Source organism: Photobacterium sp. MCCC 1A19761, from assembly GCF_037389125.1.
Classification (GTDB): domain Bacteria; phylum Pseudomonadota; class Gammaproteobacteria; order Enterobacterales; family Vibrionaceae; genus Photobacterium.
This window is the reverse complement of record NZ_JAZGTF010000011.1, coordinates 76,042-100,049: the sequence shown is the minus strand read 5'-3', so window position 1 is coordinate 100,049 and position 24,008 is coordinate 76,042. Positions and strand designations below refer to the sequence as shown.

At 54.0% G+C, this 24,008-nt stretch carries 22 protein-coding genes; 11 read left to right on the top strand and 11 right to left on the bottom strand.

Going from position 1 to position 24,008, the window contains the following annotated elements; genetic code table 11:
- Position 1 precedes the first annotated feature (1 nt).
- From VV869_RS13295 to VV869_RS13275, 5 genes are read right to left on the bottom strand one after another with little or no spacing between them, the layout of a single operon-like run.
- Positions 2 to 2,251, bottom strand: coding sequence for an acetyl/propionyl/methylcrotonyl-CoA carboxylase subunit alpha (locus tag VV869_RS13295; protein ID WP_337735392.1), 2,250 nt, complete (start codon positions 2,249 to 2,251; stop codon positions 2 to 4).
- Entirely contained in the window at positions 2,244 to 3,095 is an 852-nt protein-coding gene (locus VV869_RS13290; protein ID WP_337735391.1) for an enoyl-CoA hydratase-related protein, read from the bottom strand. Before VV869_RS13290 ends, VV869_RS13295 begins: the two co-directional genes overlap by 8 nt.
- A gap of 28 nt (positions 3,096 to 3,123) precedes the next feature.
- On the bottom strand, positions 3,124 to 4,728 hold the full coding sequence (locus VV869_RS13285) for a carboxyl transferase domain-containing protein (RefSeq protein WP_337735390.1): 1,605 nt from the start codon (positions 4,726 to 4,728) through the stop codon (positions 3,124 to 3,126).
- Between the two features lie 35 nt (positions 4,729 to 4,763).
- Positions 4,764 to 5,933: an isovaleryl-CoA dehydrogenase gene (locus VV869_RS13280; RefSeq protein ID WP_337735389.1), complete on the bottom strand. Its 1,170-nt coding sequence runs from the start codon at positions 5,931 to 5,933 to the stop codon at positions 4,764 to 4,766.
- Between the two features lie 57 nt (positions 5,934 to 5,990).
- Positions 5,991 to 6,368, bottom strand: coding sequence for a MerR family transcriptional regulator (locus VV869_RS13275; RefSeq protein ID WP_337735388.1), 378 nt, complete (start codon positions 6,366 to 6,368; stop codon positions 5,991 to 5,993).
- 275 nt (positions 6,369 to 6,643) lie between these two features.
- On the opposite strand from VV869_RS13275, the gene VV869_RS13270 reads away from it, so the two are divergent.
- The 7 genes from VV869_RS13270 to VV869_RS13240 all read left to right on the top strand — a co-directional run bounded on the left by VV869_RS13270 (position 6,644) and on the right by VV869_RS13240 (position 14,572).
- Entirely contained in the window at positions 6,644 to 7,870 is a 1,227-nt protein-coding gene (locus tag VV869_RS13270; RefSeq protein WP_337735387.1) for a thiolase family protein, read from the top strand.
- 77 nt (positions 7,871 to 7,947) lie between these two features.
- A complete protein-coding gene (locus VV869_RS13265; protein WP_337735386.1) occupies positions 7,948 to 9,441 on the top strand; it encodes a CoA-acylating methylmalonate-semialdehyde dehydrogenase in 1,494 nt (497 codons plus the stop codon).
- Between the two features lie 22 nt (positions 9,442 to 9,463).
- On the top strand, positions 9,464 to 10,621 hold the full coding sequence (locus VV869_RS13260) for an acyl-CoA dehydrogenase family protein (RefSeq protein WP_337735385.1): 1,158 nt from the start codon (positions 9,464 to 9,466) through the stop codon (positions 10,619 to 10,621).
- Between the two features lie 104 nt (positions 10,622 to 10,725).
- Entirely contained in the window at positions 10,726 to 11,523 is a 798-nt protein-coding gene (locus VV869_RS13255) for an enoyl-CoA hydratase (protein WP_337735384.1), read from the top strand.
- A gap of 164 nt (positions 11,524 to 11,687) precedes the next feature.
- Positions 11,688 to 12,842 carry an enoyl-CoA hydratase/isomerase family protein gene (locus VV869_RS13250; RefSeq protein ID WP_337735383.1) on the top strand — a complete coding sequence of 385 codons (1,155 nt, stop codon included), beginning with the start codon at positions 11,688 to 11,690 and terminating at the stop codon, positions 12,840 to 12,842.
- A 39-nt stretch (positions 12,843 to 12,881) separates the two neighbouring features.
- The gene (gene mmsB, locus VV869_RS13245; protein WP_337735382.1) at positions 12,882 to 13,790 is read left to right on the top strand and encodes a 3-hydroxyisobutyrate dehydrogenase; all 909 of its coding nucleotides are present in this window, start codon (positions 12,882 to 12,884) and stop codon (positions 13,788 to 13,790) included.
- A gap of 23 nt (positions 13,791 to 13,813) precedes the next feature.
- A complete protein-coding gene (locus VV869_RS13240; protein ID WP_337735381.1) occupies positions 13,814 to 14,572 on the top strand; it encodes an SDR family oxidoreductase in 759 nt (252 codons plus the stop codon).
- A 155-nt stretch (positions 14,573 to 14,727) separates the two neighbouring features.
- On the opposite strand, the gene VV869_RS13235 is transcribed toward VV869_RS13240, so the two are convergent.
- Both VV869_RS13235 and VV869_RS13230 read right to left on the bottom strand, forming a co-directional pair.
- Positions 14,728 to 14,835 (bottom strand): 3-ketoacyl-ACP reductase, encoded by a 108-nt coding sequence (locus VV869_RS13235; protein ID WP_337735380.1) that lies wholly within the window; start codon positions 14,833 to 14,835, stop codon positions 14,728 to 14,730.
- A gap of 19 nt (positions 14,836 to 14,854) precedes the next feature.
- A complete protein-coding gene (locus VV869_RS13230; RefSeq protein WP_337735379.1) occupies positions 14,855 to 15,370 on the bottom strand; it encodes an NUDIX hydrolase in 516 nt (171 codons plus the stop codon).
- 301 nt (positions 15,371 to 15,671) lie between these two features.
- Between VV869_RS13230 and galE the strand changes: the two genes are divergently transcribed.
- Complete coding sequence (gene galE / locus VV869_RS13225) at positions 15,672 to 16,688, top strand: UDP-glucose 4-epimerase GalE (protein WP_337735378.1); 1,017 nt, start codon at positions 15,672 to 15,674, stop codon at positions 16,686 to 16,688.
- Positions 16,689 to 16,762: 74 nt separating this feature from the next.
- Here galE and VV869_RS13220 read toward each other — a convergent pair whose 3' ends face one another.
- The gene (locus tag VV869_RS13220) at positions 16,763 to 17,392 is read right to left on the bottom strand and encodes a DUF2238 domain-containing protein (RefSeq protein ID WP_443147316.1); all 630 of its coding nucleotides are present in this window, start codon (positions 17,390 to 17,392) and stop codon (positions 16,763 to 16,765) included.
- A 312-nt stretch (positions 17,393 to 17,704) separates the two neighbouring features.
- Here VV869_RS13220 and VV869_RS13215 point away from each other — a divergent pair, with 312 nt between their 5' ends.
- Complete coding sequence (locus tag VV869_RS13215) at positions 17,705 to 19,045, top strand: DEAD/DEAH box helicase (protein ID WP_337735377.1); 1,341 nt, start codon at positions 17,705 to 17,707, stop codon at positions 19,043 to 19,045.
- A 79-nt stretch (positions 19,046 to 19,124) separates the two neighbouring features.
- Here VV869_RS13215 and VV869_RS13210 read toward each other — a convergent pair whose 3' ends face one another.
- The 3 genes from VV869_RS13210 to pdhA are packed head-to-tail and all read right to left on the bottom strand — an operon-like array spanning position 19,125 to position 22,337.
- Positions 19,125 to 20,273: a dihydrolipoamide acetyltransferase family protein gene (locus VV869_RS13210; protein ID WP_337735376.1), complete on the bottom strand. Its 1,149-nt coding sequence runs from the start codon at positions 20,271 to 20,273 to the stop codon at positions 19,125 to 19,127.
- Positions 20,270 to 21,253 carry an alpha-ketoacid dehydrogenase subunit beta gene (locus VV869_RS13205; RefSeq protein WP_337735375.1) on the bottom strand — a complete coding sequence of 328 codons (984 nt, stop codon included), beginning with the start codon at positions 21,251 to 21,253 and terminating at the stop codon, positions 20,270 to 20,272. Before VV869_RS13205 ends, VV869_RS13210 begins: the two co-directional genes overlap by 4 nt.
- A complete protein-coding gene (pdhA, locus tag VV869_RS13200) occupies positions 21,246 to 22,337 on the bottom strand; it encodes a pyruvate dehydrogenase (acetyl-transferring) E1 component subunit alpha (RefSeq protein ID WP_337735374.1) in 1,092 nt (363 codons plus the stop codon). Before pdhA ends, VV869_RS13205 begins: the two co-directional genes overlap by 8 nt.
- Positions 22,338 to 22,821: 484 nt before the next feature.
- Here pdhA and VV869_RS13195 point away from each other — a divergent pair, with 484 nt between their 5' ends.
- Together VV869_RS13195 and trxC are read left to right on the top strand one after the other, a co-directional pair.
- Positions 22,822 to 23,217: a hypothetical protein gene (locus VV869_RS13195; RefSeq protein ID WP_337735373.1), complete on the top strand. Its 396-nt coding sequence runs from the start codon at positions 22,822 to 22,824 to the stop codon at positions 23,215 to 23,217.
- Between the two features lie 131 nt (positions 23,218 to 23,348).
- Positions 23,349 to 23,783, top strand: coding sequence for a thioredoxin TrxC (trxC, locus tag VV869_RS13190; RefSeq protein ID WP_337735372.1), 435 nt, complete (start codon positions 23,349 to 23,351; stop codon positions 23,781 to 23,783).
- The last annotated feature ends 225 nt before the right edge of the window (positions 23,784 to 24,008 follow it).

Below are 24,008 nucleotides of genomic sequence, written 5' to 3'. Positions count from 1 at the left end.
CCTATTCCGTAAACTCAACCAGCAAGTCGCCATGCGCCACCTGATCGCCGATCGCATACAACACCGCTGAGAGAGTGCCCGGATGCGGTGCTCGGACGGTATATTCCATTTTCATCGCTTCGATCACCAGCAGCGGTTGATCTTTTTCGACGGTATCACCGGTCTGGCAAAGGAGGGCGGTAACAATGCCGTTGAGCGGGGCAACGGCTTGCTGCACCTGATCTTCGTGCGATTGCTCCCGCTCGATATCGTGACCGGTCAGGTATGGGGTGTGCCAGCGCTGATAGAAAATATGCGTTTTCGTCTCATGATGGACGAGGGTGAAGCGGTAGCGCTGCGCTTGGAGTTCAATCTCAAACAACTGGCTGTTAGCCTGTGGGTTCATGGCCATCAGACGAATGCGATTGTGGTTGTGATTGAAATCCAGATCGTGAAGCTGATCGTCGATTGTAATTTGGGTCAGGGATAGCGAGCACTGGCTGGAGTCAGTGCTAATCGACGGATCGGCCGTAGCGATCTCGAAGCGAAACAGATAGGTCTTTCCTTGCAGGGTTCGAACCGGAACAACGTGATAAGGGCGCTGATTCAGCCGCCAGTGACTCATCGGCGATGTTGGCTTGATGGCGGACACAGCGGCAAAAAGTGTTGTAAGTGGCACTTGAATCGGTGCGTCACCTTGCTGACGAGGCTGAAACGCAATGGCCGGTGCATCGTCACCGTTCAGATCATCCTGATGATCCTGAATGAAGTGGGTGGTCATCGTGGCCTGGACGAAAACGGGATGGTTGAGGATCTGCTGCAGGTAGCTGATGTTGGTCTCCAAACCGATGATCCGGTACTCCGCCAGTGCTGATGAGAGTTGGCGGATGGTTTCGTGCCGCTCCGGCGACCAGACGATGAGTTTGGCCAACATCGGATCATAATGAGAAGTGACGATGTCACCTTGACAGATGCCTGAGTCAACCCGGACCTGAACGCCGTCAGATAAAGGGGGGGCGCAATGCTCGGGCTCGGCCAGGTAGGCCAGGGAACCGGACGAGGGCAGAAAATCCTGAGCCGGATCTTCAGCATAAATCCGGACTTCCATCGCGTGTCCCCAGTGTGAAATTTCATGTTGCTGCAAAGGAAGGGGGCTGCCTTCTGCAACGCGGATCTGCCAGTGAACGAGATCCTGACCGGTCACAAGTTCAGTCACCGGATGCTCAACCTGCAGCCGGGTGTTCATTTCCATGAAGTAGAACTGACCTTGCCCATCCAGCAGAAATTCGACGGTTCCGGCACCCACGTAGCCGATGGCCTTGGCGGCATTGACGGCCGCTTCACCCATCGCCGTGCGTAAATGCTCCGGCAGATTCGGTGCCGGGGCTTCTTCGACAATTTTCTGATGCCGACGCTGGATTGAGCAGTCCCGATCGGACAGATAGACGGTATTGCCGTTCATATCGGCAAAGACCTGAACTTCGATATGGCGCGGATTGGTCAGATATTTTTCAATCAGGACCAGATCGTAGCCAAACGCTGAACGAGCTTCGCGTTTGGCACTCAGTATCGCTTCCGGCAGGGCATCGGCATGTTCAACAATCCGCATTCCTTTGCCGCCGCCACCCAACGCTGCTTTGACCAGCACCGGGTAACCGATTTCAGCGGCGGCTTTGACCAGCACATTCAGATCGTTGTCCTCGCCGTGATAGCCGGGCAGAAGTGGGACGTGAGCGCGCGCCATAATGCTTTTGGCTTCAGATTTTGAACTCATGGCCAGCATGGCTTTGACCGGAGGACCGATAAAAATCAGGTCGTTTTGCTGACAGGCTCGCGCCAGCTCGGCATTTTCGGACAGAAAGCCGTAACCGGGGTGTATGGCATCGGCATTTAGCGCGGTGGCTGCCTCGATGATCCGGGAGACGTTCAGATAGGAAGCCTGTGCCGATGCCGGCCCGATCAGCACCGCGTGGTCGGCCATGCGGACATGCTTGGCGTGACGGTCAGCTTCTGAGTAAACCGCAATGGTTTCAATGCCCATCGCCTGGGCAGTTTTCATGATCCGGCAGGCGATCTCACCCCGGTTGGCCACCAGTAGCCGGGTGATTTTGCGGCTGGCAGTGGCAGTGGCGGTGACGGTAGCGGATGACGCAGGCCCACCATGGGTTTGGTTATGGTGGGCCGGGCCTGTCGCGACCATTTGAGGATTGGCGGACTCAAAGGACGCGTCCTTACTCAGTGAAATGACAGTTTTATCCGTAAACTTATTCATAGCGGGGGCTCCATGCCGGTGGTCGCCGGGCAAAAAAGGCGGCCAGTCCTTCCTGGCCTTCGGGGGATACGCGAATATCTGCAATCAGCTGGCTGGTTTTTTTCATCAGTGCCGGATCGATTTCATGTTGATCACAGAGCTGGCAGAGCAATTTGGTTTGCGCCAGCGATTGCGGGCTGTTCTCAAGCAACAGGGCGACCAGTTCTTCAACCCGGGTTTCCGGCTGTTCTGAAATCTCGTGCAGCAATCCCAGTTGCTGCGCGGTCGTTGCGTCCATGGACTCGGCAGTTAACATATAGCGGCGCGCCTGACGTTGGCCGATAGCCCGGCAGACGTATGGGCCGATGGTTGCCGGCAATAACCCGATACGGACTTCGCTCAGGCAGAACCGGGCGTCGGGGCTGGCAACCGCGATGTCACAACAACATATCAGTCCCAATGCACCGCCGAAGGCACTGCCCTGAATCTGGGCAATGGTCGGTGTCGGGAAGGTGTCTAACTCATACAGCAAAGCCGCCAGCTCCAATGCATCGGCTCGGTTTTTCTTCACACTGTGCTCTGCCATTGACATCATCCATTCCAGATCGGCACCGGCGGAGAAGTGCTTGCCGTTTGCCTTCAGGATCAGCACCCGCAGGCCGGGATGATGCTTGAGCTTGCGCAGATAGCCGAGCAGGCTCTGGATGATCTCCGCATGAAACGCATTGTGTTTGCTGACCCGGTTGAAGGTCAGGGTGGCAATGCCTGATTCGGACACGGTACAGAGCACTTCGGCATCCGCCGTACAGTGCCAATGTCCGGGGTCGCAATCGCGTACCGGGTTCCCATTGTGTTGCTGCGTCATGGTTTTCTCCTGTCAATTGCGCCGCGGGCTACATCCGGAAGATACCGAACTGGCTCTCGGTCACCGGTGCGCGCAAGGCCGCGGTCAGGGCGAGCCCAACCACCTCGCGGGTCTGGCAAGGGTCGATAATGCCGTCATCCCAGAGTCGGGCACTGGCGTAATAGGGTGAGCCCTGTGCTTCATATAACTCCCGGATCGGCTGTTTGAACTGGGCTTCCTCTTCGTCAGACCAGGATTCCCCTTTGCGGGTTTTGATGTCCCGGGTAACCTGGGCCATCACCCCAGCGGCCTGTTCACCGCCCATCACGGAAATGCGGGCATTGGGCCACATCCAAATCATGGTCGGATCATAGGCCCGTCCGCACATGCCGTAGTTTCCTGCACCGTATGAGCCGCCGACAATCACGGTAAATTTCGGCACGTCGGCACAGGCGACGGCCATCACCATTTTGGCACCATGCTTGGCAATCCCTTCGGATTCATACTTTTTCCCGACCATAAAGCCGGTGATATTTTGCAAAAACAGCAGTGGGATGTTGCGTTTGGCACAGAGCTCGATGAAATGCGCGCCTTTTTGTGCCGATTCCGAAAACAGAATGCCGTTATTGGCCACGATCCCAATGGGATGGCCGTATAGCTTGGCAAAGCCGCACACCAGGGTTTCCCCATACAACGCCTTGAACTCATCGAAATCTGAGTCATCGATCAGTCGGGCAATGATTTCTTTAATATCAATCGGCTTGCGCAAATCGGTGCCGGTGATCCCATAAAGCTCTTCCTGCGGATAGCGGGGTGGGCGGATGGGCGCTGCCGGTGCGGGCTGTGGGAGCAAATGGCTGCTGGCGACGGCCTGACGCGCCAGTTGCAGGGCATGGTGTTCGTCCAGGGCAAAATAGTCAGCAACGCCTGATGTTTTGCAATGGACTTCCGCGCCGCCGAGCTCCTCCGCCGTCACTTCTTCACCGGTGGCGGCTTTGACCAGCGGCGGCCCGGCAAGAAAAATCGTGCCTTGCTGTTTGACGATAATCGACACATCGGCCATCGCCGGGACATAAGCGCCCCCGGCAGTACACAGGCCGAGGACCACGGCAATCTGCGGGATCCCTTTGGCTGACATTCGGGCCTGGTTGAAGAAAATACGTCCGAAGTGCTCCTTATCCGGGAATACCTCCGCCTGATGGGGCAGGTTGGCACCACCGGAGTCGACCAGATACAGGCAGGGCAGATGACAGCGCTCGGCGATTTCCTGAGCGCGAAGGTGTTTTTTCACCGTCAGTGGATAGTAGGTGCCGCCTTTCACAGATGGGTCATTGGCGATGATCATGCATTCGATGCCTTCGACCGTCCCGATCCCAGCCACGACACCGGCACAGGGAATCGTGTCGTCATAGACTTCCCAGGCCGCAAACTGCCCGATTTCCAGAAAAGCGCTGTTGCTGTCGAGCACGGCATCAATCCGCTCCCGGACCGGCAATTTACCCTTAGCCCGCTGATGCGCCTGGGCTTTCTCGCCACCGCCCTGAACCACCTGATGAACCCGCGTATGCAGTTCATCGACCAGTGCAGCCATGCTTTGTTGGTTTTCAAGAAACTGGGATTCATTGGGATGAACCCGGCTTTGTAGTATTGCCATCCTTGTTTCCTTCATTCGTGGTTGAACAGCTGCTGCTAGCAGGATTCCTGGAAGAGTTCGCGGCCGATCAGCATCCGGCGGATTTCCGAAGTCCCGGCGCCAATTTCATAAAGCTTGGCATCCCTTAACAGGCGACCCGCCGGGAACTCATTGATATAGCCGTTACCGCCGAGGAGCTGAATGGTGTCGAGGGCAAGCTGCGTCGCCAGCTCGGCGCTGTAGAGAATCACCCCGGCGGCATCTTTGCGGGTGGTTTCGCCTCGGTCACAGGCCGCAGCGACGGCATAGACATACGCCCGCGCGGCATTGGTGCGGGTATACATGTCGGCCACTTTCGCCTGAACTAGCTGAAACTCCCCAATCGACTGGCCAAATTGTTTGCGGTCATGAATGTAGGGCAGCACGAGATCCAGACAGGCGCGCATGATCCCAAGCGGTCCCGCAGCCAGGACGACGCGCTCGTAATCCAGCCCGCTCATCAGCACTTCCACCCCGCGGTTGAGTTCACCGAGCAGGTTTTCTGCCGGGACCCGGCAGTTCTCAAACACCAGTTCACAAGTGTTGGAGCCGCGCATTCCCAGCTTGTCGAGCTTCTGCGCATGGCTGAAGCCCGGGAAGTCCCGCTCGATAATGAAGGCTGAGATCCCGCGCGATCCCCCTTTCGGCTCTGTTTTAGCGTACACCACGAACACATGGGCATCCGGACCATTGGTGATCCACATCTTATTGCCGTTGAGGATAAAGTGATCGCCCTGACGTTCGGCTTTGAGTTGCATGCTGACCACGTCTGAACCGGCATTGGGCTCGCTCATGGCCAGTGCCCCGATATGGGTCCCGGCAATGAGTCCCGGCAGGTATTTGGCCCGCTGCGCCGGATTCCCGTTGCGGAAAATCTGGTTCACGCAGAGGTTGGAATGAGCGCCGTAGCTCAATCCAACCGAGGCAGAAGCGCGGCTGATTTCTTCCATGGCAATGACATGAGCAAGATAACCCATACCGGCACCACCGTAAGCTTCATCGACCGTGACGCCGAGTAAGCCCATGTCACCAAGCACAGGCCACAGGTGGTTGGGAAACTGGTTGTCCAGGTCGATTTGGGCGGCCAGGGGGGCAATGGTTTCTGCTGCAAAGTGATTGACCTGCTCGCGAAGCATATCCAGGGTTTCGCCAAGGCCAAAGTTGAGTGGGGTAAACAGATCTTTCATAACATCTCCGGGTTAACCAAGTTGCGATGAATTTCTGTGACGCCTGTCGTGGCGTCGCTATTGTGTTTCCGTGTTGTTCAGGGCTTGTTCGCAGCGTGCTTTGGCCAGCTCCAGCTCTTGCATGACCGCATCGATATCACGAATCTGGCGTTGGAGCACGGCCTGCTTATCGTCAATGATTCGGAGCATTTCATGCAGCTGAGCATGGCTCTGGTTGGTGTCATACAGCTCGAACAGTTCTCGAATTTCAGCCAGGGAAAAGCCCAGCCGTTTGCCTCTCAGGATCAGTTTGAGCCTGATCTTGTCCCGTCGTTTATAGATCCGGGTGTTGCCGTTTCTGTCAGGGTGCAACAGACCGACATCCTCGTAAAACCGGATGCTACGGGTCGTGATATCAAATTCCCTGGCAAGTTCGCTGATCTTGAAAGTCTCCACCTTGATGTCTCCTTCAGGCTCGGGGCTGGACGAACAACAAGCGGGAACACAGAAATTTCCTGTCACTTTATCCATTGCCTGTTATGACGCTCGGCAAGAATACTTTACGTATCAGTGCCATGAAAAATTACAGTTGTGATTTATTTGTTTCTTAACGTTTACGTAAATGTTAGTGCTATGCTTACGAAAACGTCAAGGAAATGAGATGGCAATCATCGGCATTTGTGGTTGCTCAGTTGCTGTCAATCAATGTGGCTTTCACAAAGGGTGAAGTTATGGAGAAAAATGTGTGGATTGTTGCGGCTCGCCGTACCCCGCTGGGTAGCTTTCAGGGCCAATTTTCCTCGTTGTCTTCCACTGAACTGGGGCGGTTTGCCATTCAGGGAGTGTTGGAAAAATCCGGGCTGGAACCTTCTCAGGTGGATGAAGTGTTGATGGGATGTGTGCTGCCGGCCGGATGTGGCCAGGCGCCTGCGCGGCAGGCGGCACTGGCCGCCGGGATCCCGGACTCGGTCGGTTGTACCACGATCAACAAAGTGTGCGGCTCCGGAATGAAGTCAGTGATGCTGGCGCATGATTTGATCCGTGCCGGGAGTGCTCGGGTTGTCGTTGCCGGTGGCATGGAAAGCATGACTAACGCACCCTACTTGCAAAAAGATGCCCGGCGTGGCGCGCGCTTGGGTCATACCACCTTGCACGATCACATGTTCTTGGATGGACTGCAGGACGCTTATGAAGGTCATCTGATGGGCGTTTATGCCCAGCAGATCGCGGATCAATGTGATTTCAGCCGTGAGCAGATGGATGATTGGGCCAAGATGTCGGTTCAGCGGGCACTGGCGGCACAACAGCAGCAGGCGTTCGCGGAAGAAATCATGCCGGTTCGGGTCGAAAATCGCCGCGGCGTCGCCGTGTACGATCATGACGAGCATCCGGGTGAGATCGACCTGAACAAAATCAGCACCCTGAAACCGGTGTTTGCCGAAGATGGCTCGGTCACTGCTGCCAGCTCCAGCGCTATTTCTGATGGTGCCGCAGCATTGCTGGTGATGAGCGAAGAGGCCGCCCGTCATTATGGATTCACTCCGCTAGCGATCATTCGTGGTCATGCAACCCATGCCCGCAAACCGGCAGAGTTTACCGTCGCCCCGGTTGACGCGATCCGCCAGCTCTTGATGAATCTGTCTTGGTCTGTCGATGACGTCGACTTGTGGGAAATTAACGAAGCCTTTGCTGTGGTAACGCAAATTGCGGTTCGCGAGCTGGGGCTGGATGCCGAAAAGGTCAATGTCCACGGTGGCGCCTGTGCATTGGGGCATCCCATTGGTGCCAGTGGTGCCCGAATTCTGGTGACGCTGATCCATGCACTGAAGCAACAGGCCTTCCAAAGGCAATCTACGTCATCTGATCCGTCAACAGAAGCCCGTTCGCTCAAAGGTGTGGCCGCCTTATGTATTGGTGGTGGTGAAGCAACGGCAATTGCGGTCGAAGTGCCGCTTTAACTCGTCCGGGCAATTTGCCGTACTGCCCGAAATGGTGAAAGACAAATTAAGGGGTGTTCGCACCCGAAGGAGCCACCATGATCCAACATGTACCACTTCTGATTGACGGTGAGTTTCGTCAATCGCAGTCTCTTCAATGGATTGATGTCACGAATCCGGCAGACAACCGCGTGATCGCCAAATTGCCTTGTGCGACGGAAGATGAGATCGAAGAAGCGATCGAAAGTGCGGCGGCCGCTTTCCAAACTTGGAAAGAAGTGCCGGTACCGGAGCGGGCGAGGCTGATGCTCAGTTATCAGCATTTGCTGAAAGCCCACCATGATGAGTTAGCCGAGCTGTTGTCCAGCGAAACCGGGAAAATCTTCGCCGATGCCAAAGGCGATGTCTGGCGCGGGATCGAAGTGGTTGAGCAAGCGGCGAATATTTCCAGCTTAATGATGGGTGAGACGGTCGAGAACGTCGCCACCAATATCGACACTTACTCGATGATCCAGCCGCTCGGGGTTTGCTCCGGGATCACACCGTTCAATTTTCCGGCCATGATCCCGCTGTGGATGTTCCCGATGGCGATTGCTGCGGGCAATACTTTCGTCCTCAAACCGTCGGACCAAGTGCCGTTGACAGCCATGCGTTTGGCTGAGTTGTTTATTGAAGCCGGTGCGCCTAAAGATGTGCTGCAAATTGTCCACGGTCAGAAAGATCAGGTCGATTACCTGCTGAAGCACCCGACAATCCGCACCGTGTCTTTTGTCGGCTCTGTCCCGGTTGCCCGTCATATCTACCAAACCGGGACCCATCACCTGAAACGGGTGCAGGCCTTTGCCGGAGCCAAGAACCACATGGTGGTAATGCCGGATGCCAATAAAGCGCAGGTGATTAATAACCTGGTGGGTTCATCGGTGGGTGCCGCCGGACAGCGTTGTATGGCGATCTCGGTTGCGGTGCTGGTGGATGGCGCTAAAGAGTGGATCCCCGACTTGAAAGAAGCGATGGCGAAAGTGCATCCGGGAGCCTGGGATGATGCTGAAGCGGGTTATGGACCACTGATTAGCCCGCAGGCCAAGAACCGGGTACTGAGCTTGATCGAGCAAGGGAAAGCTCAGGGTGCGGTGTGCGAGCTCGATGGGAGCCACTGCGAAGTCGCGGGATATCCCGATGGCAACTGGGTTGGACCGACGCTGTTTAGCAGCGTGAATCCTGAGATGTCGATCTACCAGGAAGAGATCTTCGGTCCGGTGCTGATCTGTGTGGAAGTGGATTCATTGGAAGAAGCGATCGAACTGGTGAACAACAACCCATACGGTAACGGCACATCGATCTTTACCGCCTGTGGCGCGGCGGCCCGGAAATATCAGCATGAGATCCAGGTGGGACAAGTCGGGATCAATGTTCCCATCCCGGTACCACTGCCGTTCTTCTCATTTACCGGTTGGCGGGGCAGCTTCTACGGCGATCTGCATGCGTATGGCAAGCAGGCGATCCGCTTCTATACCGAAACCAAAACCGTGACCGCGCGCTGGTTCGACGATGATATTCCGACCGGCCCGAACCTGACGATTCACCTGCGTTGAAACGAGGCTGAAGGAGAAGCTGATGGATTTTGAGTTAAACGAAGAACAACGGGCGTTTGCTGAAACCGCCGGCCAGTTTGCAGCAGAGCAACTGGCACCGATGGCCGCTGAATGGGATGAGCAGCAGTTTTTTCCCAAAGACGTGCTGCGTCAGGCCGGGGAGCTGGGCTTTCTGAGCCTGTATGTACCGGAACAGGAAGGTGGACTCGGACTGAGCCGTTTGGACGCGTCGATCATCTTTGAGCAACTGGCGATGGGCTGTACGTCGACCACGGCGTACATGACCATTCACAATATGGTGAGCTGGATGATTGCCAGCTTTGCCACTGATGAAGCCAAAGCGATGTACTGTCCGAAGCTGCTGACCGGGGAATGGCTGGGATCCTACTGCCTGACGGAAGCGAATGCCGGCTCGGATGCGGCGTCCTTGTCGACCCGAGCGGTTTTGCAAGGGGATCATTATCAGATCAGTGGTGCCAAGGCCTTTATTTCCGGCGCGGGGGATACCGATGTGCTGGTTGTGATGGCCCGGACCAGTGACGAACCCGGCGCGCGCGGAATTTCTGCCTTTATTGTCCCGGCCAATGCCGAAGGCATCAGTTACGGGCGTAAAGAGCCGAAGATGGGCTGGAACAGCCAGCCGACCCGGGCCGTGACGTTTGAGAATGTTGAAGTGCCGGTCTCCCATCGCTTGGGAGCAGAAGGCGAAGGTTTCAAATTTGCCATGAAAGGCCTGGATGGCGGTCGGATCAATATTGCGACCTGCTCGGTAGGCACGGCCGAACAGGCGCTGCAGGAAGCCCGGCAGTATATCGCTGAGCGTCAGCAGTTTGGTCAATCTCTGGCGAAGTTCCAATCGGTCCAGTTCAAGCTGGCGGATATGGCGACTGAGCTGGTGGCGGCAAGGCAGTTGGTCCGTTATGCGGCCAGTAAGCTGGATCGACAGGATCCGGATGCCACCGCGTACTGCGCCATGGCGAAGCGTTTTGCTACCGATGTCGGATTTCGGATTTGTGATCAGGCGCTGCAGTTGTTCGGTGGTTACGGCTATATCAAGGAGTATCCGGTTGAACGGCATTTCCGTGATGTCCGGGTCCATCAAATTCTGGAAGGCGCCAATGAGATCATGCGGTTGATTATCTCACGGCGCCTGATCCAGAACGAAGCGGCGCTGTTGTAAATCCGTCGCTGAAGGAATCCTGAGCTCGTGATTATTCGAGCTTGGGTACACCAATCGCTTCAGTCAACAGAACCTCCATGGATGAGCAAGAAACAGGAGCTGATATGAGTCATCAAGAGCAGGTCTCGCAGGATTTACTGTTGGTCGAGATCCATGAACATACCGCCGTGCTGACGATGAATAACCCACCGGCTAACACCTGGACGGCGCAGAGTCTCAAAGCGCTGAAAAACACGGTTGAACGCCTGAATGACAACAAAGCGGTGTACGCACTGGTTCTGACCGGGCAAGGTGAGAAATTTTTCTCCGCCGGAGCCGATCTGAATCTGTTTGCCAGTGGGGACAAAGCTGTCGCGGTCGACATGGCCCATCGGTTCGGTGAAGCCTTTGAAGCGCTGTCAGCGTTTCGGGGCGTCTCCATTGCCGCGATCAATGGGTATGCGATGGGCGGTGGGCTGGAAGTGGCCCTGGCGTGCGATATCCGCATCGCTGAACAACAGGCCGAACTCGCGCTACCAGAGGCGAAAGTCGGTTTATTACCATGCGCCGGTGGCACCCAGAATCTGACTTGGCTGGTAGGTGAAGGCTGGGCCAAACGCATGATCCTGTGTGGCGAGCGCGTGAGTGCGCAGCAGGGATTAGAGATCGGGCTGGTTGAGCAGGTGGTTCCGGCAGGGCAAAGCCTCGAAGCCGCGATGGCGATGGCAGCCTCGGTCGCCAATCAGTCACCTTCTTCGGTGGCCGCTTGTAAGCAGTTGATCCAAAACTGCCGTGTCGCGACTCATCAGCACGGGTTGATGAAAGAGCGTGAATTGTTTGTGCAGCTCTTTGATACCGACGATCAGGCCGAGGGCGTGCGGGCGTTTCTCGACAAACGTCCGCCGCAGTGGAAAAACCAGTAACGCGGCGTTGTGACTGGTTGAACCGAGAAGACGACGCGGGGATGCCTTGCCCGGTGCAAGGTAAAGTGCTTAGCGAAGGTGCAAGGGCATCCCCGATGTTAGCGGATTTAGCAAAAGATGCGGATTAGGTAAAAACGCGGACTAGGTAAAAGATAGGGGAGCCTATGGCAGGCAAAGTGAATTTTCAGGAGCTGGTGTGTCACAGTGGCGGGTACAAGATCGGCGTCGCAGAGCTGGATAATCCGGGATCGCTGAATGCCCTGACGCTGGAGATGTTAAAGCAACTCAAAAGCCAGCTGGAGGTCTGGGAGCAGGATGAGAACATTGCCTGCGTCTTTTTGCATGGTGCGGGCGAAAAAGCGTTCTGTGCCGGTGGTGACGTACGAACCATGTATCACTGCATGAAATCGTGGTCAGACGCCGGAAAATCTGATGATTCTGCCCAGCAGTTTCTGACGGAATATTTTGCGGTGGAGTACAGTTGCGATTATCTGATCCATCGTTATCGCAAGCCGATCATCGTCTGGGGTGAAGGCATTGTGATGGGAGGTGGGATTGGTTTATACATCGGGGCCAGTCACCGGGTGACGACGCCAAGGACGCGGCTTGCGATGCCCGAAATCAGTATTGGTTTATATCCGGATGTCGGGGGGACCTGGTTCCTCAATCGCCTGCCATCCGGCATCGGTCTGTTTCTCGGGCTGACGGGGGCACCACTCAATGCAAGCGATGCACTGGATCTGGCACTCACAGATTATGTGTTGTTGTCAGAAGACAAATCGCAGTTGCTGGTTCAGTTACAGGGTGTCGTTTGGCAGGAGGCGGCGCAGCATCATCAGCAGGTCAGCACTCTGCTCGCTGAATTCGGTACGCGTGCCGATGGTGATCATCCGGCCAGCCAGTTGATCCCGTATTTCGCGCAAATACAGGCGGCATGCCTGAACACAAATCTGTCGGTGATATACCAGCAAATACTCGCCATTGATGGGTTAGGTCGTTGGATTGAGCAGGCGAAAAAAACGCTTCAGGAAGGCAGCCCGATCACGGCGCATCTGTGCTTCCGGCAGATCACACAATATCAACAACTATCACTGGCGGACTGTTTCCGGCTGGAACTGTCGCTCTCAGTGCGATGCGGCATGTTGGGTGAGTTTCAGGAAGGCGTGCGGGCCCGGCTGATTGATAAAACCGGCCAGCCGAACTGGCGATATGCCAGCATCGATGCCGTAGAACCCTCGGTGATTGATACGCTGTTTACATCCTTATGGTCCGAGCAGGATCACCCTTTGGCTTTGTTAGGCTGTGAGCCTCGTGGTTAAGTCGAAATCAACTGAGTTTGCCATCACAGGAGATTTTTCATGAATACCATTGCGTTTATCGGGTTGGGCAACATGGGTAGCCCGATGGCTGAAAACTTATTGAAAGCAGGTTGTCACGTTCGTGTTTACGATTTGAACATCGAGGCGGCTAAAGCACTGGGAGAGGTCGGCGCTGTCGTGGCTTCTTCACTTGAACAGGCTGTTGAAGGGGTGGATACGGTGATCACCATGCTGCCTGCCGGAGAGCACGTCCGAGCGGTTTACCTGGGGGATCACCAGGGCGGTGTTGGGTTACTGAATCTTGTCAGCAAGGGAACTTTCTTGATTGATTCATCGACCATCGACCCGGCATCGGCGAGGCTGGTGGCAGGGGAGGCTGCGAAAAAAGGGCTGGAGTTTGTTGATGCCCCGGTCTCTGGTGGGGTCGCTGGGGCGGTCGCCGGGACGCTGACCTTTATTGTTGGCGGGACCGATCAGGGATTTGAACACGCGAAGCAGGTTCTGCAGCATGTCGGGAAAAATATCTTTCATGCCGGACAGGCCGGTGACGGTCAGATGGCGAAAATCTGCAATAACCTGATGTTGGGCATCCTGATGTCAGGCACCTGCGAAGCGCTGAGTCTGGGGATCGATAATGGTTTAGATCCGCAGGTGTTGTCAGAAATCATGCTGCAAAGCTCCGGGCGAAACTGGGCGTTGGAGCTGTATAACCCGTGCCCGGGTGTGATGGCGCAGGCTCCGGCCAGTAACAGCTATAAACCCGGCTTTATGACCAAGCTGATGTTGAAAGATTTGGGACTCGGCCTCGAAGCGGCGCAGCAGAGTCAGTCGGCGATCCCGCTCGGCACCCTGGCGCGAAATCTCTATGCCTTTCACAACGCCAAAGGTAACGCTGAGCTGGACTTTTCCAGTATGTTTGAGTTCTACCGTGATAAGCACCAATCGTAATCAATGGACATGAGGAATAATCGATGAAGTTAAATCAATCTGTGATCGCGATAACCGGTGCCGGGCAAGGCATTGGCCAGATGATTGCGGTGACTCTGGCCCAGGCTGGCGCAGATCTGGCCTTGTTAGACCTGAATGAAGCAGGATTAAAGCAGACTCAGGCGCAGTGCCAGATGCTGAGTGCCAAAGCGATGATTTATCCGGTGGATGTGACTTGCGAAACCGATGTCGAGCAGGTGTTCAGCCGTGTGATGGAAGATTTCGGCCAACTGAACGGTTTGGTCAATAATGCCGGGGTGCTGCGTGATGGCCTGTTGGTGAAATACAAAAACGGTGAACTGAGTAAGATGTCGCTGGAGCAGTTTACCAGCGTGATGGATGTCAATGTGACGGGCACGTTCTTATGTGGCCGGGAGGCAGCGCAGCAAATGATCGTGGCAGGTCAGCCAGGCGTGATTGTCAATATTTCCAGTGTTGCCCGGGCCGGTAATATGGGGCAAACGAACTATGCAGCTTCAAAAGCAGCGGTGGCGACCATGGCGGTGTGCTGGGCAAAAGAGCTCGGACGATACGGGATTCGCGCAGCAGCGGTTGCGCCGGGGATTGTTCAAACAGCGATGGCCGATCAACTCAAACCTGAAGCGATTGAACGCCTGAAACAGATGGTTCCGGTGGGGCGGATGGCAGAAGCCTCTGAAATAGCCCATGCGGTCAAATTCATATTTGAAAATGATTATATCAACGGCCGGGTGCTGGAAGTGGACGGCGGTATCAGAATGTAACGGATGCCTTGGACGAGCGGTGATGGTGCCGAAGGCACGGGGTGTGTATCGGCATCATGCCCGATGATATCGGGCACGTGAACAGATTGGGTTCAGTTGACTATGCTTTAGTTGGCGTTGGCGTTGGCGTTGGCGTTGGCTTAGTGGCCTGTGGTTTAGTTGCCGTAGACCATCGCGTATAGTGCCAGGCCGCCGCCAATCACAAACATCAACATCGCCAGATAAGCGACCAGTTTGTTCAAGAAATTGAATAGTTTATCCATACGGTATCAGTGTTCTGCTTTAGATGAGGTTCATCATACGTGCTTTGAAATAGGCTGCCAGTGTTTTGGCATCCTGGATGGTATTGTTGGCAACTTTTTGCTCGAATTCCGCGCGTGACAACCTCACCACTTCAATGACTTCGTCTTCATCAGGGGCGCCCGGACACGGTGTCAGTGCTTTGGCCAGATAGAGATGCTGAACTTCATCACAAAACCCCGGCACCGGCAGGAGTTCTCCCATATCGTGCCACTGCGTAGCTTCAAGCTGTACTTCTTCAGCCAATTCACGCTTTGCACAAGCGTGCAGGTCTTCATTTGGTTCGAGTGTTCCGGCCGGAAATTCCAGGATCCAGCGACCGATCGCCGGACGATATTGGTGGACCATTACCAGCTCGTCGTCTTCTGTGAGGGGTAAAATCACCACGGCACCCGGGTGTTTGACGGTGGTGAATTCGACCTCACGGCCGTCGGGAAGGGTTTGGGTGGTTTGCTCGACAGAGAAGCATTTCCATTGGCAAAGGATGTCTGTTTTCATTCGGAATGTCACTTGATCACGTTCTTTCTTCGCATCTTAACATAGCCTGGTGAGGGTGTCGGGTTGTAATGGTAAGCGTATGTTTATCTTGTTTATTGTTGATATCTTTATTTTGCATACTCGATAACCAATGCTTCGATGTGGAATCGGTATGGCATTTTATCGTGCATTAAATTCAGGCATAATACGCGGCAATGAAGAGAACCTAGTTGCATGGCGCTTTGAAACACTAGTATTCAACAGTATTCAACTGGTTTGCTATTTTTAATTGAAGTTTATGATGACAAACAGGGAGAAACCCATGCGCGTATTGGTCACCGGAGGAATGGGTTACATTGGTAGCCATACCTGTGTACAGATGATCGAAGCCGGTATGACACCAGTCATTATCGATAACTTGTACAACAGCAAGAAGTCTGTGTTGGCTCGTATCGAGAAACTGACCGGGGTTCAGCCTGATTTTTATCAAGGTGATATTCGCGATCGAGCTTTTCTGGATGATGTGCTGGCAAAGGCAGATGTTGAGTCCGTTATTCACTTCGCGGGCTTGAAAGCGGTCGGGGAGTCGGTTGAAAAGCCGCTGACTTACTACGATAACAATGTTCATGGCACGCTGGTGCTGGTGGAAGCCATGCGGGCAGCTGGTGTGAACAGTCTGATTTTCAGCTCCTCGGCCACGGTATACGGCGATCCGGCAACCGTGCCGATTCTGGAGACGTTTCCGACCAGTGCGACGAACCCGTATGGCCGCAGTAAGCTGATGGTTGAAGAATGCCTGACCGATATTCAGAAGGCACACCCTGAAATGAGCATCACGTTGCTGCGCTATTTCAATCCGGTTGGCTCGCACCAGTCGGGCGAGATGGGAGAAGATCCGCAAGGGATCCCGAATAACCTGATGCCGTTTATTGCTCAGGTTGCGGTTGGTCGCCGTGAGTATCTTTCCGTATTTGGTGATGACTACCCGACGGTTGACGGCACCGGCGTCCGTGATTATATCCATGTTCTGGATTTGGCAGATGGTCACCTGGCAGCACTGAAACACAAAGGCCATGAGGCAGGTTTACATATCTATAACCTGGGGACCGGGAATGGCTATAGTGTGCTGCAGATGGTAGACGCCTTCTCTAAAGCGGCAGGGGTAGAAGTGGCGTATCAAATTGCACCACGTCGCCCGGGAGATATTGCCGAGTGCTGGGCTGATCCGAGTAAAGCCAAAGCGGAACTGCACTGGGAAGCAACACGTACGGTTGACGAGATGACGGCGGATACCTGGCGTTGGCAATCTCAAAACCCGAATGGCTACCCTGATCTGTAATTTGCGCCGAACAAACATCAAAAAGCCCGTGCTGTCATGCACGGGCTTTTTGTTTGCGATGTTTTGCTGAGCCTTTAAGGCTTGATTGGGGTTGGATTTCGGTAAGGTTTGAGGATAGCGAAAGCGGCCAGGCTGGTGAGAGCACCGAGCGTATCGGCCAGCATATCTTTTTGCGCATCCCAGATATCACCCTGGCTCCCCAGAAACTCAATTCCTGCATCACCGCCGGCCAGAACGGCATACCACCACTCAATGATTTCGTAGCCCGCAGCGACAGCCATGATCGTGGTGAGGCCAAATAAAGCGGCCAGCCAAGGGGGGCAATACCCTTTACGGCTGAGAAATTCAGCAATTGGAAAAGCATAAAACCCAATGGCAAAGTGGGCGAAGCGGTCGAAATGATTCCGTTCTGCATCGATGAGCTGGTTAAACCAGTCAAAGGGAACATTGGCGAAGGTATAGTGGGCCCCAATGGTATGCAGGATCAGCCAGACGGACATCAAACTGTACGCCGTATGAGAAAACGGAAAACGACGATACGTGACCAGCAAGGGTAATAAGAGCAGCAATACCGGGATGATTTCTGCCAGCCAAACCTGAGGAAAGGCTGGGTTAATGCCTGACCAGACAATGACGGCGATTACGAGTAGAGCCAACATCAGCGGGAAGCCAGTACTTAGTGATGAAATGGGTTTTGTTGTCATTAGTGACATCCTGTTCAGGATTAATGGAAACAATAATACAGTGTTTTATTTTGTCTGCCAATGTCCGAGAAGAGCGATGGCGGGCTGGTGATAGTGTTTGGCGAGCGTGCTTTGTCGATGGGATGAAACGAAACCATGCAGCGCGATGTTATCTTCATGAAATCCCATTAGATACGGACGTTTTTCGTGTCTCACATCAGAATTATGGTATAATCCACCGCTTACAAAATTTAACTTGGCGTGATGCTTATCACACCCTGAAGAACTGTATTATCCTTGTTCACCGAAGAACATTTTGACCGGAGCACCATTTTGCATTTTAAAGATCTTGGATTAGACCAGCGCCTGCTGAAGAAATTACATCATCTGGCGTTCGATAAACCAACTGAAATTCAACGAACTGCTATCCCTGTAGCAATTCTTGGCAAAGATGTCTTAGCCTCGTCTAAGACGGGCTCCGGTAAGACCCTGGCATTCCTGCTTCCGGCTATGCAGCGCATGTACCGCAGTAAGCCGTTTTCCAAACGCGATCCACGCGTGGTGGTGCTGACACCGACGCGTGAGCTGGCCAAGCAAGTGTTTGCCCAACTGCGGACGCTGAATGCGGGAACGCCGTACGACGGCGCACTGATTGTTGGTGGGGAAAACTTCAACGATCAGGTGAAAGAGTTGCGCAAAGACCCGATGTTTGTGATTGCGACACCGGGGCGATTGGCAGACCATTTAGAGCACCGTAGTACTTACCTGGATGGTCTTGAAATGCTGATCCTGGATGAAGCGGATCGCATGCTGGATCTGGGTTTTGAAGCGCAGTTACGCCGTATCCATGAAGCGGCCAGCCATCGTCGTCGCCAGACCATGATGTTCTCGGCCACGCTGGATCATGCGGATGTGCAGGATATTGCGGCTGATATGCTGAATGCGCCGAAGCGTATTTCTATCGGGCATGGGGCAGAAGAGCACACGGATATTACGCAGCGTTTTCTGCTGTGTGATCACTTAGATCACAAGCAGGCGCTGCTCGATAAGCTGCTGGACACTGAAGACTACAATCAGGTGATTATCTTTACCGCAACCCGGGAAGATACCGATCGTCTGACGACCATGCTCAATGAGCGCAAACTGAAGGCCGTGGCCCTGAGTGGCAACATGACGCAAACCCAGCGAAACAGCATCATGAGCCAGTTCGAGCGGGATTGTCATAAAATTCTGGTGACGACGGACGTCGCGTCTCGGGGATTGGATATCGATCGCGTCTCTCACGTGATCAACTTCGATATGCCGAAACATGCAGAGGAATATGTGCATCGTATCGGTCGTACCGGACGTGCAGGAAATAAAGGGGATGCGATTTCCCTGATTGGGCCGAAAGACTGGAAGAGCTTTAAGAATGTTGAGGCTTTCTTGCAGCAGTCGATTACCTTTAGCACGATCGAAGGGCTGGAAGGCAAGTTCAAAGGCTTGAAGCCGGCGCCGAAACACAAGAAAAAGCCACAGCAGAAGAAATCGGCGGCAAAACCTGCAGCGAAGAAGCAAACCGAATCGAAAGCAGCGAAGCCTCGTGACAAACGTTTCTACAACAATGTTGCTGTTGGTGAGAATGTGTTCGTGCCGAAGAAGAAAAAACCGGTGGAGCCGTCTGCAGAAGATTAAGGCTGCGGCAACCCCTGCTTAATAGAAAGATGCCAGTCGTAAGACTGGCATTTTTGTTATTGTCGGATGCATCGGGTGATCAGGCGTGACTTGATTCCAGCGCTTTCACCAGCACTTTCATAAACCGGGCGGCTTCTCCGCCGGTACAAGCACGATGGTCGAAGGTCATGCACAAAGGTATGGTTTTCACGGAAACTGGTTGATTGTTGCGGAGCACCAGTTTTTCCACGATCCGACCGGCACCGACAATGGCCACTTGCGGCGGCGTGACCACCGGCGTGGCAAAGATGCCTGCGATTGCCCCGAAGTTGGTGAGGGTGATGGTGGCATGTTGCAATTGCTCGCGGCCGATTTTTCGCTCTCGGATCCCGGCCACGGTCTCATTGACCCACTTGCGAATGCCGCCGGCGCGATATTCATCTGCTTCGCGCAGGACTGGAACATACAGACCGTGCGGGCTGTCGACAGCCAGACCGAGATTCACGGTGTTGTGGACGCAACGGGTCATGGTTTCAGCATCAAACCAGGCATTGAGAGCTGGCTCTTGCTGGCAAGCTTGGACGATCGCCATCACCAGACGGCTGGTGATATCTTCACCTTCCTCCCAGTGTTCCAGATTTGCTTCTTCCGTAATGGTCACGGCTGCAACCTGCTGGTGCGACGCGGTCATGGTGCTGACCATGGTTCGGCGCGCGCCTTTGAGGACCTCGGTTCCCGGCAGTTGTTGATCACAAGCGTTATACACATCGGCATCCAGAATGACGCCGGATGGCCCGCTGCCTTTTAACTTGTGCAAATCAACCCCGAGTTTTTGTGCCAGTATACGCGCTGAAGGCATCGCGGTCAGGGTCTCGGATCGCGTCATGGTGTGTTGGGAGGCGCTGCCAACCCAGTATTCATCCACGTTGACGTTATGGCTTTGGTGAGACACGCTGCCGACGACTGTCGCGGCATCCGATTTTGCCGCACTTTTTTGGCTTTGCAATGCTGATTCCTGATCTTCGATTTCCAGCAGCAGGCTGCCGATGCTGATCACATCCCCTTCATTGCCGTATCGGCTAACAATTGTGCCGCTGTATGGGGCGGGGACATCTACCGTGGCCTTGGCGGTTTCAACGGTCAGCATCACCTGGTCAACTTCGACGGTGTCGCCCACTTCAACATGCCAGGCAATGATTTCTGATTCTGCAAGGCCTTCTCCGAGATCAGGCAAAGTAAATGACTTCATTTCCATCCCTCCACAAGCGCAGTTGCTGCCTCAATGATGTCTTCTTCCTGGATCATAAAATAGTCTTCGTTTCGGTAATACGGCATCACGGTATCCATTCCGGTGACCCGCTTCGGCGGCGCTTTGAGCAAGCACATGGCATGCTCGGCTGCCCGGGCCAGAATTTCCGCGCCAACCCCATTGGTCTGGCAGGCTTCGTGGACGACCAGAAGTCGACCGGTGCGTTCAAGCGATTTGTAAATGGTTGCCATATCCAGTGGTTTAATACTGGCAACGTCAATGACTTCGGCCTCAATCCCCCGGCGAGACAGGCTTGCTGCCGCCTGAAGTGATTCAACGACACAAGCGCCCCAGGTGACCAAGGTCAGATCCCGTCCCTTGCGCAAGGTGAAACAGGTATCGAGCGGCAGAGCCGCGCCGTCATCTTCCACATTGGACTTGACGGTGCGGTAGATGCGCTTGGGCTCAAAGAACATAATGGGATCGTTGCTGCGAATTGCGCCCAGCAACAGGCCGTACGCCCGCTGCGGGGATGAAGGAATGACAATCCGCAATCCGGGAATGTGAGCAAACAAAGCTTCAATACTTTCTGAGTGATGTTCGGGTGCATGGATCCCGCCCCCGAACGGCGCTCGGAAGACGGCCGGGCAGGTCAGGCGTCCGCGCGTCCGGTTCCTCATCCGGGCGGCGTGGCACATCAGGTGCTCCATCGCCGGGAAGACGAATCCCTGAAACTGAAACTCCGCGACCGGCCGTAGCCCCTGAGTCGCCATCCCGACAGCGACGCCACCGATGAGCGCCTCTGCGAGCGGGGAGTCGATGACCCGTTTGCACCCGAATTTTTCTTTGAGTCCGACCGTTGCCCGGAAGACGCCGCCGTTGTCACCCACGTCTTCACCCAGGACGACGACATTCGGGTCGTGGGTCATTTCATAATGCAGGGCCAGGTTTACTGATTCTAATAGGGTCAATTCAGCCATGGCGACCTCCATGCATTCGCATTGCTTTATTGATCAGGTGATCCCGTTGTTGATGGAGATCGTTATCCAAAGACTCATACAGATAATCAAACGCTGCTTCCGGCGCCTGAGGCGGCAGGGATTCATAGCGTTTGACGGCTTGTTCGACCACCTCACGGCAGTGCGCCGTCCAGCTTTCCTCGTCGGTTTCAGACCACCAACCCTGGCTGACCAGATATTTTTTCAACCGAGAAATTGGCTCATATGCCCAGGCCTGTTGCAGCTCATCTTCACTGCGATAACGACTGGCATCATCGGCCGTGGTGTGATCGCTGAGCCGGTAACTGATGGCCTCGATTAAAGTTGCGCCTTTGCCTTTTCGGGCTTTATCCAGGCTCTTAAGCACAGCATCATACATGGCGACGACATCGTTGCCGTCAACGGTGAGTCCCTGAATGCCTGCGCCCTGAGCCTTATCAGATAAAAACTCAGCGCCGCACTGAATGGACCGCGGAACGGAAATCGCCCATTGGTTGTTGTTGATAACAAAGACCAGTGGGATGTTCCAGACGCCGGCACAGTTGAGAGATTCGAGAAAGTCACCTTTTGATGTCGCGCCGTCACCGCAAGTGACCAGTGCGGCCTGATGTTTCCCCTGGATTTTCAGGGCAGCGGCAACCCCGACAGCATGGGTACACTGGGTAGCTATCGGCACACAAAACGGGAGATCCCGGCTTGGTTGGCCGTCAGCGGTTAAGAAATCACTACCACGCTCATCACCGCCCCAATATTGCAGATTTTTTTCCATGCCGATGCCCCGGACCCACATGGAAGGCATATCCCGGTAGTAGGGGATAAACACATCTTCAGGTTTGAGGGCGCGCCCGACGGCAATGCCGACTGCCTCCGCACCCAAGTGAGAGGGGTAGGTCCCCAGTTTCCCGGTCCGTTGTAGCGCAATTGCTTTGTTATCGTAGATTCGGGTCATCACCATATCCCGGTAAAACCCTGTCAATGTTGACTGATCAGCCCATGCAGGAAGTTGATCGACAAGACAACCCTGATGATCAATGTAGCGTTGCATCGGTAAGGCCTGAACATTCATCCCAAGCTCCTTCTGTTGCTGCCTCGGAAGAGGCGGACAGCAAATCAATAGAATTGGCTATACCTGTCACACAGAGCCCGATATCGAAGCTCAATCAAGTTTGGTCCACGTAAGTCTTGGTATAACCAAGTAATAATAATTGTAATCAAGATGTTAAAATTCTGCTTATGGCAGTCAACAATAAAGCAGTAAAGCTATCATTACAGTGAAATATGCTGATAAATTGGCCGTATTCTGTTTTTTGTCCGGATGTTGTCGCGACGGAACTTGTGTTGGTGGCATTTCACGTTGCCTTGAGCAAAAAAGTGCCGGTTGAGTGGTGTCTTATTGTTAAGACGGCTGAGCGATTTGACGGTCCAATTCGAGCGGGTCGATCATACTTAGAAGGCATTTCGGGATTCAGACGCTTTTGTGGTGCGCGATGAAATTATTAAGCAGTTTATTGTTGATGTTTTTTGTTGCGGCTTGCACTTCGCAGGAGGCCGTGACCGATGTAGTCGGGCAGAAGAGAAGCTTCGTCGAGAAGCAGTGTTATGCTGCCTCCGTCGATAACTTGTCCAGCACGTTTCAAACCTTTATGAGCGAGCGGCAGCAAGAATTGAAAACCTTGCGACCAGAGCTGACGGCAGATAACTATGAGCAGTTAAATTATGCCCTGGAGCATTTTTCGACCTATTGGTCCCAACTCAGAAACGAGCGCGATCACGCTTGTGAGCTGCATGCACAATGTGAGTATATCTGGTTGAAAAACAAAGGTATGAAACAGTTTGACCAGGATTATTGTGCCGGGACCGGATTCGAATACAGTGTCAGTCGGGCGAAGATGATCAACTTTTTCAGTGACATTGAGCGCTTGCAGCTTCAACGTGAAGCGCAGTAGGCAACATCGGAAGAGGAAGCGTGGCTGGCTAATTACCAGATGCTGAAAGTCGGCGTTACTGAATCTGAGTGATACAATGCTGGATACTTGGTATGCTTACCGGGTCCTTTGTTGTATTTACCGGATCCCTCATGAAAATCTTTTCTGTCTCTTGCCCGCACTGCCAACAAGGTGCAACTTTTTCTGTGCAGGCTTTGTCTAACACCATAAAGTGCGATCACTGTCATCGCCCGGTGTTGGATGGTCAGCCTGTCGAAGCGGACGGCAAGAACTTTGAATCACTGATTCAGAGCCCGAAACCTGTCGTGGTTACTTTTTGGGGCCAAAACTGCGCACCGTGTCGGACCTTTAAGCCCATTGTTGAGCAAGTGGCGGCTGAACGACAGAAGTCACTTCGTTTCGTTCGGCTGAATGTCCAGCAAAATCAGGCGCTGGCGTCCCGCTATAAAGTGCGTGGTGTACCGACGGTGATGGTGTTTAAAAAAGGTAAGTTGCAGGCGACATTACCCATGGCCCTCAAAAAGAAAGAGTTCGGGCAGTGGCTGAACGAGGTTTTTGACCGATAAGGTTGTTCGTTATTTTCCTGAAGGCACCAAGCGGTGCATGGCAGGGAAGTATGCAATTGATCCTAATTTCAAGGGTTTAATAAAATTTCCATAATCTGGTGCTATCTTAATGGGGAACCGATGAGAAATAGCGCCAGTCAAAAATTGCCGATATTCAATAGACTGTGATTCATGATATGGTGTAGATCACGTTTTGTATACTTTGCTGAAAGATGAGGAGGAACT